General features: G+C 34.8%; 10 protein-coding genes and 1 tRNA gene. 10 read left to right on the top strand and 1 reads right to left on the bottom strand.

The window, feature by feature from the left end:
• The first annotated feature begins 108 nt into the window (after positions 1 to 108).
• The 10 genes from RQM59_RS12855 to RQM59_RS12810 all read left to right on the top strand — a co-directional run bounded on the left by RQM59_RS12855 (position 109) and on the right by RQM59_RS12810 (position 10,152).
• Positions 109 to 193: transfer RNA gene (locus tag RQM59_RS12855), tRNA-Ser, on the top strand.
• Positions 194 to 512: 319 nt separating this feature from the next.
• Positions 513 to 1,589, top strand: a complete 1,077-nt coding sequence (locus RQM59_RS12850; RefSeq protein ID WP_349242529.1) for a hypothetical protein — start codon at positions 513 to 515, stop codon at positions 1,587 to 1,589.
• A gap of 68 nt (positions 1,590 to 1,657) precedes the next feature.
• Positions 1,658 to 2,575 carry a PorP/SprF family type IX secretion system membrane protein gene (locus RQM59_RS12845; protein WP_349242528.1) on the top strand — a complete coding sequence of 306 codons (918 nt, stop codon included), beginning with the start codon at positions 1,658 to 1,660 and terminating at the stop codon, positions 2,573 to 2,575.
• A gap of 1 nt (position 2,576) precedes the next feature.
• Positions 2,577 to 4,490, top strand: coding sequence for an OmpA family protein (locus tag RQM59_RS12840; RefSeq protein WP_349242527.1), 1,914 nt, complete (start codon positions 2,577 to 2,579; stop codon positions 4,488 to 4,490).
• On the top strand, positions 4,490 to 5,092 hold the full coding sequence (locus tag RQM59_RS12835; RefSeq protein WP_349242526.1) for an alpha-ketoglutarate-dependent dioxygenase AlkB family protein: 603 nt from the start codon (positions 4,490 to 4,492) through the stop codon (positions 5,090 to 5,092). Before RQM59_RS12840 ends, RQM59_RS12835 begins: the two co-directional genes overlap by 1 nt.
• Before the next feature lie 33 nt (positions 5,093 to 5,125).
• Entirely contained in the window at positions 5,126 to 5,929 is an 804-nt protein-coding gene (gene rluF / locus RQM59_RS12830; RefSeq protein ID WP_349242525.1) for a 23S rRNA pseudouridine(2604) synthase RluF, read from the top strand.
• A 55-nt stretch (positions 5,930 to 5,984) separates the two neighbouring features.
• Entirely contained in the window at positions 5,985 to 7,115 is a 1,131-nt protein-coding gene (gene tgt, locus RQM59_RS12825) for a tRNA guanosine(34) transglycosylase Tgt (RefSeq protein WP_349242524.1), read from the top strand.
• A 2-nt stretch (positions 7,116 to 7,117) separates the two neighbouring features.
• Positions 7,118 to 8,203 (top strand): LptF/LptG family permease, encoded by a 1,086-nt coding sequence (locus RQM59_RS12820; protein ID WP_349242523.1) that lies wholly within the window; start codon positions 7,118 to 7,120, stop codon positions 8,201 to 8,203.
• Complete coding sequence (locus tag RQM59_RS12815; protein ID WP_349242522.1) at positions 8,184 to 9,098, top strand: DMT family transporter; 915 nt, start codon at positions 8,184 to 8,186, stop codon at positions 9,096 to 9,098. Before RQM59_RS12820 ends, RQM59_RS12815 begins: the two co-directional genes overlap by 20 nt.
• Positions 9,099 to 9,198: 100 nt before the next feature.
• Complete coding sequence (locus RQM59_RS12810) at positions 9,199 to 10,152, top strand: acetyl-CoA carboxylase carboxyltransferase subunit alpha (RefSeq protein WP_349242521.1); 954 nt, start codon at positions 9,199 to 9,201, stop codon at positions 10,150 to 10,152.
• Positions 10,153 to 10,208: 56 nt separating this feature from the next.
• Here the strand turns inward: RQM59_RS12810 and RQM59_RS12805 are convergent, their stop codons facing one another.
• Positions 10,209 to 11,264 carry a TlpA family protein disulfide reductase gene (locus tag RQM59_RS12805; RefSeq protein ID WP_349242520.1) on the bottom strand — a complete coding sequence of 352 codons (1,056 nt, stop codon included), beginning with the start codon at positions 11,262 to 11,264 and terminating at the stop codon, positions 10,209 to 10,211.
• Positions 11,265 to 11,304 lie beyond the last annotated feature (40 nt).

Below are 11,304 nucleotides of genomic sequence, written 5' to 3'. Positions count from 1 at the left end.
ATAGAAAAGATCTTATAAAAAGGATACTTTAAAAAAGAAGAAAATGTTTTCAGAAAACAAAAAAGCTTTCTATATTTGCATCCGCTAACGGGAAACCGAAAGCCGACCGGAGAAATGGCAGAGTGGTCGAATGCGGCAGTCTTGAAAACTGTTGACTGTAACAGGTCCGGGGGTTCGAATCCCTCTTTCTCCGCTCAGAGAATGAAAAATCATTCAAAAATTAATAAAGGTCGCTGAAGTTTTACTTCTTAGCGACCTTTTAATTTTTATACATGTAAAAACATTGTTTTTGTTGATTTTTCATTTTGACCTTATGGTAAGAAGGGATCAACGTAGTTAAACCTTCTTTCTCCGCAAACAAGCGCAAAGCTTGAAAACAAAAACCACCAAGTTTTACTTGAGTGGTTTTTTTATTTTCTACCATGTCGGGAGAAAGTCGGGCGAAAGACCTTTCAAATCCTTGTAACATGCTGTCCTTCATTATACTATTGTTATAAATAAAACAATCTATTATGGTAAGACTTATATGCATTTTAACAACTACAATATTGTTATTGTCTATTCAACTATTAGGAGCACAAGAAAAAAATAGTCCGATCGATACGAGAAAATACCCAACCATTCCTATCAATACTAATTTTTGGAATTATTGGGATCACTATTGGGCAACATGGTTAGATAATCATCCAAAGTACGAGATGATCGAAGTTACTACGTATGATAACCCTGCAAACCCAGAATACAAATTAGTACGCGTTTTTTTATCAGAAAAAAGTGGACGTAAATTACAATACTATTATTTGAATGATTCAATTGCAATGAAGCGGTCAAGAGCAAACTCATTCTATCGGGATATTGTTTATAAAAAGAAAGGGAAAAAAGGAAAACCACAAGGCTTGTATATCAAGTTCAGGGATAAAGATGATGAAATTATTGAGTGGACTGTAAACTTTGATGAAAGCGCTGCATTAAAGCGTCATAAAAAAGGACTAACCCCGAGTATTCACAGTGTAGGTTATATACTACTATACCATTTAAGAACAAAGACAGTAAGTACAACTAAAGATAAAGTTTTGTTTAATGGCAAAGATTATGCATACAAGGAGGAGAAAGGAAAAAAGAGCTGGTATAATAAAGACGTGTACAGCGCTGTCAAGGTATATGGAAAAAACGTATTCACTGTATCTGATAAGAGCTTATCAAGTAACTGGAATAGGCATTTTAAAAAGCAAGGAAATGTGTATGTAAGTGAAAAATTGGGACGTCAAAACTTTATTCGATTTGAAGTGGATAACAACGATCAAATAAAAACCTATAAACATAGTAGTTTTGATCATACCTTAACTTTTACCTTTAATCCACCGTTGCCCAATTATGCAACCGCTAAGAATGGCCAGATTGTTGACTTTTCAGTATCCTTTGACGAACACCAAAATGTTACGAAAGGAAAAATTCGCGTGATGTCCAAAGGGGAAGATAAACTCATTTTTCAATGGATACATGATTATCCGGAATGGTCTAAATGGAGGCCGTTCAAATCATTTTTTAAGTTTACAGATAAAGGATATGAGCTTACAACGTACGAATAATTTTTTGGTGCAATCTCGTATAATTAAAAATACAAACCCTAAATTACAGGTTCAATTGAAACTGTATATTGAAAACAAAGACGTACATATTTTGGCTATGGTGTATGTGCTTGCTATCTGGCACTGTTAAAGGGCAACAAGATCCGCAGTACACGCAGTATATGTACAATACCATGGCTATAAACCCAGGTTATGCCAGTGCGAAAGATCATACTTCTTTTGTGGCATTGGCAAGAACGCAGTGGGTAGGTTTTTCAGGAGCTCCTGAAACGCAAACGTTGAGCTTTCAAACACCACTAGGAACAACGGGTTTAGGTTTAGGGATTAACGTTATTAACGATATTTTGGGACCTTCGCAAGAAACAATAATAGAGGGAAATTTAGCTTATCGGATTCGAACAAGTACGAAAGGAAACCTGGCATTGGGTTTTAGAGTGGGAGGTAGAATGCTAAACTTGGATTGGTCTAAAGGAAGATTTCAACAACCCGATGCCGTGTTTAATGAAAATATAAACAACAGATTTTTACCCTCATTAGGAGTAGGGATTTACTATTTTGAGTCTAATTGGTACGCTGGGATTTCTGTACCGAACTTTTTAAAAACGGATCATTATAGCGATCTGGCAGAATCCGTAGCTGAAGAAAAATTACACTATTTTATAATTGCCGGATATGTGTTTGATCTTACCAATTCGATTAAATTTAAACCTGCCATTTTATCAAAAATCGTTTCGGGAGCACCGATCTCTATGGATCTATCTGCAAATTTTTTGTGGATGGAGCGATTTACGCTTGGCATGGCATACAGATGGAATGATGCCATAAGTGCTTTAGCAGGACTTCAAGTAAATGAAAGATTATTTGTTGGGTATAGCTATGACTTAACAACCTCTAATTTTCAAAATTATAATTCTGGAACACACGAAGCGTTGCTAAGATATAATATCTTTAAGCAACCAAAATTAAAATCGCCTAGATTCTTTTAACATGAAGAGAATATGCACATATATATGCTTGTTATTTACGCTGAGCTCTTTGGCGCAGAGTAGATCGACCGCGAATCGATATTTTAACGAATTCGCCTATGTTAAAGCTGCAGAGTTATACGAACGAATTGCCGCAAAAGGAGATACGTCTAAAATAGTGTTAAGTAGATTAGGAGATTGCTATTATTTTAATGTGAAGACAGATAAGTCTGAATATTGGTATAAACAATTATTCGATTTGTACGAGCATTACGACATAGAGGCAGAATATTACTACAGATATTCTCAAAGTTTAAAAGCGAATAAAAAATACAGCGAGGCAGATGATTGGTTGTTAAAGTTTGAAAAAAAGAAAGAAAGCGATTCCAGAGGAAAGAAGCTACAGCAACATAAAGATTATGTAAAGACATTTACTGATGTAAACAAAGATATTGAGGTGAAGAACTTGATAATTAATACACAGTATTCTGATTTTGGAGGGTTCCAAAGTGATAAGCGCATGTATTTTTCTTCGACACGAGCTTCTAGCGTAGCCAAGGAAAAAACCTTGTACGACTGGAATAAACAACCCATGCTCAATATTTATGTGTTGAAAGGAACAAGAGATGTACGTTTGGTATCTAGGGTTAATAGCAAATACCATGACGCTAATGCAATACTTACAAAGGATGGGAAGACGATGTACTTTACCAGAGATAATTTTGATGGAAAAAAACTAAAAACGGACAATAAGAGGACTACCCATTTAAAGATCTATAGATCCAGATTGAAAAATGGAATTTGGACACCGCCAAGGGCATTGTCTTTTAATAATGATGACTATTCCACGGGCCATCCTGCGCTAAGCGCAGATGAATCTGAATTGTATTTTGTTTCAGATAAACCGGGAGGATATGGTCAGACAGATATTTATAAAGTCAAGATATTGCCAAGAGGAAGATTTGGAACTCCAAAGAATTTAGGACCAAAGATTAATACGGAAGGTAGAGAGATGTTTCCATTTGTTTCTGATAACGACCAATTATTCTTTGCTTCGGATGGACATTTAGGATTAGGGTTGCTAGATATTTTTAAATCAAAAATCGACACTGATAATTATGAAGAACCAATAAATATAGGAGCTCCTTTCAATAGTTCTAAAGATGATTTTGCCTTTTTTACTAGAGAAAATTATGGATATTTCTCGTCCAATAGAGAAGGTGGGAGAGGAGACGATGATATCTATCGCTTCGACGTAAAGAAGTGTGAAGAGTCAATAACAGGTGTTGCCTATAATAGTAAAGATAAAACGGTACTACCTGAGACATTGGTGAAATTAATCAGCTCGAAGGGCGAAGTTTTAGCTACTGTGCTTACAGATACGGAAGGACGTTATCGTTTTAACAATGTGGATTGTGAAAACTTGTACACACTGACAGGAGATAAGAAAGGTTTTGTTTCTGATAAAACTACGGTAAAGACCGAAGATGTTCGTGGATGGATCATTGATTCAAAGTTATTTTTAACTCCATTAATTATTGATGATCAGATCGTGATCAATCCTATATATTTTGACTTTGATAAATGGGATGTTCGAGAAGATGCAGAATATGAGCTAGAAAAGATTGTCACCGTTATGAATGAGTATCCAGAAATGGTGATCAGAATAGAATCTCATACAGATTCAAGAGGCGGTAGTGACTATAATAGAATATTGTCCGATAAAAGAGCGAAGTCTACTAGGGATTATATTATTTCTAGAGGAATCGCTGCAAATAGAATCCAAAGTGCCAAAGGCTTTGGAGAAGATCAATTACTGAATCATTGTAATGATGCTAATTCAGGTACATGTTCTGAACAGGAGCATCAAAAAAATCGAAGATCCTATTTTTACATTGTAAAAGGAAAGAGCAACGTCAAATCATCTAAAGAGTAATGGATCTATTTAATCCAGATATCGTACAGAATATTTTACCCTATGAAGGGGAAGTTGTCTATCATGGTCTTGTTTTAAATAAAGAGCAATGTGCTTCCTATTATCAAAATCTTTTTAACGAAATTCCATGGGAACATGATCAGGCCATTGTTTTTGGCAAGCACTATACTACTAAGAGGAAAGTAGCTTGGTTCGGAGATGAGGAGTACAGTTACAAATACTCAGGTGTCGTAAAACAAGCTCATATATGGACCAAGGAACTGTTGGAATTAAAAAAAATCGTTGAGGAGATATCTGGAGCAACATATAATTCTTGTTTACTGAATTTATATCATACTGGAGAAGAAGGAATGGCATGGCATAGTGATGGAGAAAAATCACTCGAGAATAATGGAACTATAGGATCTTTGACCTTAGGAGCAACCCGCAAGTTCTCATTCAAACATAAAAATACCAAGGATAAAGTGGATATCATTTTGGAAGAGGGGAGTTTGTTGTTGATGAAAGGTACTACGCAGAAGAATTGGTTGCACAGACTTCCTCCCACAAAAAAAGTGCATACCCCCAGAATTAATTTGACATTTAGAACTATTGTCCTTTAAACTTTATGTTTCTTTGCAAAAATATCTACTGTTTTGAATAGCAATAACGAGTCAATCAATTTAAATAAATATATCAGTTCAACTGGAATTTGTTCCCGACGAGAAGCTGAGAAGTTCATCGTGGCTGGAGAGGTAACGATCAACGGTGAAGTTGCTCAATTAGGAAATAGAGTATTTGAAGGAGATGAGGTTCGATTACAGGGAAAGCGTTTAAAATCAAAACCTAAGACATTATATATTGCCTTGAATAAGCCCGTTGGAATTGTATCTACCACCGATTCTAAAGAGCGGAAAAATATTGTGCGGCATGTGAATCACCCGCAAAGATTATTTCCTATAGGCCGATTGGACAAACCTTCTGAGGGATTGATCTTTTTAACCAATGACGGTGATATTGTCAATAAGATTTTAAGAGCAGGAAATAATCATCAGAAGGAATACATTGTTACAGTAGATAAACAGATCGATGCTGTTTTTGTACATAAAATGGGGAATGGAATTCCAATACTTGGTACTGTTACAAAGAAGTGTAAAGTGACCAAGATTGATGCGAATACCTTTACCATAATTCTAACTCAGGGATTAAACAGGCAGATTCGTAGAATGTGCGAATATCTGGGTTATGAAGTTAAAAAATTGAAAAGAACGCGGATCATGAATGTGAAACTTGGGTCATTAAAACCAGGTGAATGGCGAGAGTTGTCAGAAAAAGAAATGAATGAGATCAATCAAATGATCAGTACATCTTCAAAAACAGAAGAAGCGTCGATAGATAAAAAAAAGAGTGCTAGAGGTGGTTCAAATTACGGTAAAAATAGAAGAAGACACCGAAGGTAAATCTTAAGAATGTTTTAGTCTTTCTCCATATCCTATTTATGTATATTTGCAGGCAATGAAATTTCAATTAGAATCTAAAGATATTCAGTCCAAAGCCAGAGCGGCTACAATTACTACAGACCATGGCGTTATAGAGACTCCTATATTTATGCCTGTAGGTACCGTTGCTACTGTAAAGGGCGTACATCAATCCGAATTAAAAGAACAGATCAACCCCGATATTATTTTGGGAAACACCTACCACTTATACTTACGCCCAAAAACAGACATTTTGGAACAAGCTGGAGGCTTGCATAAGTTCATGAACTGGGACCGAAATATCTTAACCGATTCTGGTGGATATCAGGTATATTCTTTATCAGGAAGAAGAAAGATTAAGGAAGAGGGAGTAAAATTTAAAAGCCATATAGATGGCTCAACCCACTTTTTTACTCCAGAAAATGTTATGGAAATTCAGCGTACTATTGGAGCTGATATTATTATGGCCTTTGATGAGTGCACTCCTTATCCGTGTGAATATAATTATGCTAGAAACTCGATGCATATGACCCACCGATGGTTGAAAAGATGTATCAATCATTTAGAAAAAACACCTTTAAAGTACGACTATAATCAAACGTTTTTTCCAATTGTTCAGGGAAGTACTTATAAAGACTTAAGAAAGCAGTCGGCTGAATTTATTGCTTCTGTAGAAGCTGAAGGAAATGCTATTGGCGGATTGTCTGTAGGAGAACCTGCAGAAGAAATGTATGAAATGACAGATGTTGTATGCAGCATTTTGCCAGAAGACAAACCGCGCTATTTAATGGGTGTAGGAACTCCGATCAATATTTTAGAGAATATTGCATTAGGTGTTGATATGTTCGACTGTGTAATGCCAACAAGAAATGCTAGAAATGGAATGTTATTTACCGCACATGGTACCATCAATATCAAAAATAAAAAATGGGAGAATGATTTCTCGCCAATTGACCCCATGGGAATTACCGATGTAGATACTCAGTATTCTAAAGCCTATCTAAGACATTTATTCGCATCGAAAGAAATGCTAGGAAAACAAATTGCATCTATTCATAACCTTGGATTTTATTTATGGCTGACTAGAGAAGCTAGAAAGCATATAATTGCTGGAGATTTCTTAGATTGGAAGAATAAAATGGTGCATCAAATGAATAAACGACTGTAATCTTGAGAATACTAGATTGGTACATATTAAAAAGATACTTGGTAACATTTTTGTTTACCCTACTGATCTTGATTCCTATAGCAGTTGCAATCGATATTTCTGAAAAAATTGATAAATTTTTAAGAGATGACACGCTTACGGCTTTGGCTATAATAAATGATTATTACAAGAATTTTATCATTTACTATGCAAATACTTTTATGCCATTGGCGCTGTTTATTGCCGTTATTTTATTTACAACAAAACTCTCTAATAATACAGAGGTAGTGGCAATGACCAATGCTAAAATCTCCTTTACTAGATTTTTGTATCCCTATTTTATAGGTGCTACACTGGTAACTATTTTTGCTTTGGCTATGAATCACTATGTGGTTCCAAATAGTAGTAAAGTTCGAAACAAGTTTGAGAAAACCTATATTCGAAAGGCGAAATTTGGAGAGAATTCAATCCACGATTTTAGCCTTCAATTAAGTGATACTTCATATATATACCTGAAAAGCTACAATTTTAGATTTTCTTCCGGGACGTATTTTTCCTTAGAGTATTATGATGGTACTGAGCTTAAATATAAACTTACTGCAGATAATATTAAATGGAGAGAAAAGGATAGTATATTTGATTTAACAAATTATAAAATAAGAAAGATCTTTCCAAAAATGGATAGCATCTCTTCTGGAATTGTCTTAGACACTACCTTTACATTTACACCTAAAGATTTAATGTTCAAATCGACCTTGTCTCAGGAAATGCCCACGGACGAGCTTATGGAGTTTATAGACATCTCAAGAAAAAGAGGAGTTAAAAATCTAAATACCTATCTGGTTGAGCTACATAAAAGAACAAGTTTGCCAGTATCTTCTTATATACTGACTATTATTGCTGTTGCCTTGACCTTTAAAAAACGAAGAGGAGGTGTAGGAGTAAATCTTGCATTGGGAATTGGAATTATGTTCATTTATGTGTTCTTCTTAAAAGTTTCAGAAGTATTAGGGGCTGTAGCGGGAGTAAATTCTTTGTTATATGTGTGGTTCCCTAATATTGTTTTTGGTTGTTTAGCACTCTATTTTTATGTCAAGGCAAGGAAGTAAACTACATCATTATCTTCATCTTCATTTTATTGTTTTTATATGGGGGTTTACCGCTATATTGGGTAAGTTAATCTCTATTGAAGCCATTGCATTAGTTTGGTATAGAATGCTCTTGGCAGTTTTCTTTATAGCCATTTACTTTGTGTGGAAAAAGAAAACATTTTCTCTCGATAAAAAAGCAATACTAAAGTTTGTTTTTTTAGGAATAGTAATCGCATTGCATTGGATTACATTTTTTAAAGCAATAAAAGTGTCAAACGTTTCGGTAGCCTTGGTAACGATGAGCACAGGAGCTTTTTTTACTTCTTTTATAGAACCTTTTTTTTTCAAAAGAAGAATAAAACCGGTAGAGATACTACTGGGTTGTATTGTTGTTTTTGGACTCTATATTATTTTTAATTTTGAAACTCAATATACTTGGGGAATCATATATGCATTGATTTCTTCTTTACTATCAGCATTATTTTCAGTTTTAAACGGGCTATATGTAAAAAAGCATGATGCCAATGTAATTTCTTTTTACCAACTATTGTTTGGAGTATTATTTGTGACTGTGTTTTTAGGAGTTCAAGGGAAATTTACAATTGAGTTTTTTCAGCTTCCTGCGATGGATTGGTTATGGTTGTTTGTCTTAAGTAGTTTCTGTACCGCTTATGCCTTTATAGCTTCAGTAAAATTAATGAAGCATTTAACCCCTTATACAATTATGCTAACCATCAACCTAGAGCCTGTATATGCAATCATTTTGGCGCTTATTGTTTTTGGAGAGAAAGAAGAAATGAACTCGGGATTTTATCTTGGGGCGGTGATTGTACTTGGAGTAGTACTTTTAAACGGAGTGATCAAAAACGCTGGAAAAATTAAAAATAAGATTAAAAAGGTGGCAGATTTTTAAAAATAAAAATTTGCGCACCGATACAAAAATTATAGTAAGTTTGTATTTACAAACAAACAATAGAAATCGATACTATTTTACAAAATCTAATAAGTAAACTATGGAGTATTTAGACTTTGAATTACCAATTAAGGATTTAGAAGAACAACTTGAAAAGTGTTATGATATTGGTAAAGACAGTGATATAGATGTTACTGCTACTTGTAAAAAAATTGAGAAGAAATTAGAAAAAGCAAAAAAAGAAATATACAAAAATTTAACGCCTTGGCAGAGAGTTCAACTTTCTCGTCACCCAAATAGACCTTATACATTAGATTATATTAAGGCAATTTGTGGAGATACTTTTATGGAGCTTCATGGAGATAGAAGTGTAAAAGATGACAAGGCAATGATTGGGGGGCTTGGAAAGATTGGTGATCAGTCTTACATGTTTATTGGTCAGCAGAAAGGATACAATACAAAAACGAGACAATACCGAAATTTTGGAATGGCTAACCCAGAAGGGTATCGTAAAGCATTAAGATTGATGAAAATGGCTGAAAAATTCGGGATTCCTGTGGTTACCTTATTGGATACTCCTGGAGCATACCCTGGTTTAGAGGCAGAAGAAAGAGGTCAAGGAGAAGCTATTGCGAGAAACATCTTTGAAATGACCAAATTGAAAACTCCGATTATTACGGTTGTAATTGGTGAAGGTGCATCTGGAGGAGCTTTAGGAATTGGAGTAGGAGATAAGGTCTTTATGATGGAGAATACTTGGTATACCGTAATTTCTCCAGAATCTTGCTCTTCTATTTTATGGCGCAGTTGGGAATTTAAAGAGCAAGCGGCGGAAGCATTAAAGTTGACAGGAGACGATATGAAAAAGTTGAAACTTATTGATGGCATTATTAAAGAACCAGTAGGTGGAGCACATTCAAATAGAGAAGAAGCTTATAGGCTAGTACAAAACACTATTACGGAAGCTTTTGAAGAATTAAAAGATCTATCGGCCAAAGACTTAGTAAGCCAAAGAATGGACAAGTATGCGGAGATGGGTGTATATAAAGACTAATTAAAACAGAATGTCATAAAAAAAAGCGAGATTTTCATCTCGCTTTTTTTATTTTATTAAATACCTAGTTCGGTAAAAAGTTTTCGAAGTTTTGGGTCCGATGGTCTAGGGGCATTATTATCTACAATAACACCTTCCGGGTCTAAAAGAATATATCTCGGAATAGTACTGACAGAAAAACCAACGGCAAACTCTTTATCGACAGCAAAAAGCTGCACTCCACCAAGGTCGTACTTTTTAACAGCATCTCTCCAAAGTTTTTTTGCTTTGTCCCAAGATCTTGCTGTTCTTTCATCGTCTGTAGCGATCCCTAAGAAGGTTATGTTTTTACCATGATAATCTTTTTCAAGTTGCTTTTGTGCAGGGAACTGCGCAATACAAGGTTTACACCAAGTCGCCCAAAGATCTATATACACATATGTACCTTTATAGTCAGAGAGATTGTTTTTACCACCTTTATAGTTAAGATAGTCATTAAACTCAGGAGAAGGTTGTCCTTTAGCCATACGATCTCTTAAAACTTTTACTTCTAAGAATTTTTTACGCTGTACTTCATAGATCTTCTCATTTCTCATGTTACTTAAGAACTGTGTATTGAACTTTTTTGCCTGATTTAAAACAAGTGTGTCCGCATCGCTATGTTCCTTTGCAATGCGCGCAACTCCTTTTTCAATACTATCTAATCTGGCATAATATGCATCTTTTTCTAAGCCGAAATACTCAAACGGCTCTCCAAAACTTTTAGAGAATGAATACTGTGCACTTACAAAATTACTGGTAGCAGACCCTTTACCTTCATATTTCATTTCTCTGTTAAAAGAATCGCTGTCCACATGTAACGCTAGGTCAAAACCATTATCCAAAAAAACAAAAGATCTTTTCTTGCCTAAGATAATCCCATGATTCCCTTTCCTTTTGATAACTAAAGTATCTTTAAAAGTGCCATCTTCGTTAATGGTAATTGTTTTTCTGTAATTGCCTCCATTTATATAAAGTACGGAATCTTTGTTATTTTCTATTTTTCCAGAAAAGGACATATAATCCGATGGATGCTCTGGCTTACAAGAAGCTAGTAATACTAATGTTAATACTAGGAAACTTAATTTTTTCATATGTTCTCTTATAATTTGTAGATTGTAAAGATAAAACTAA

It is taken from the genome of Asprobacillus argus, assembly GCF_032248395.1.
In the GTDB taxonomy this organism is placed as follows: Bacteria; Bacteroidota; Bacteroidia; order Flavobacteriales; family Flavobacteriaceae; genus Polaribacter; species Polaribacter argus.
The sequence above is the reverse complement of the archived record's forward strand: the minus strand, read 5'-3'. Positions and strand labels throughout refer to the sequence as shown.

Excerpts from the sequence above, each read along its gene's own strand:
- RQM59_RS12850 (WP_349242529.1), top strand. The coding sequence starts at position 513 with ATGGTAAGACTTATATGCATTTTAACAACTACAATATTGTTATTGTCT.
- RQM59_RS12840 (WP_349242527.1), top strand. The coding sequence starts at position 2,577 with ATGAAGAGAATATGCACATATATATGCTTGTTATTTACGCTGAGCTCT.
- RQM59_RS12835 (WP_349242526.1), top strand. The coding sequence starts at position 4,490 with ATGGATCTATTTAATCCAGATATCGTACAGAATATTTTACCCTATGAA.
- tgt (WP_349242524.1), top strand. The coding sequence starts at position 5,985 with ATGAAATTTCAATTAGAATCTAAAGATATTCAGTCCAAAGCCAGAGCG.
- RQM59_RS12815 (WP_349242522.1), top strand. The coding sequence starts at position 8,184 with ATGTCAAGGCAAGGAAGTAAACTACATCATTATCTTCATCTTCATTTT.
- RQM59_RS12810 (WP_349242521.1), top strand. The coding sequence starts at position 9,199 with ATGGAGTATTTAGACTTTGAATTACCAATTAAGGATTTAGAAGAACAA.
- RQM59_RS12805 (WP_349242520.1), bottom strand. The coding sequence starts at position 11,264 with ATGAAAAAATTAAGTTTCCTAGTATTAACATTAGTATTACTAGCTTCT.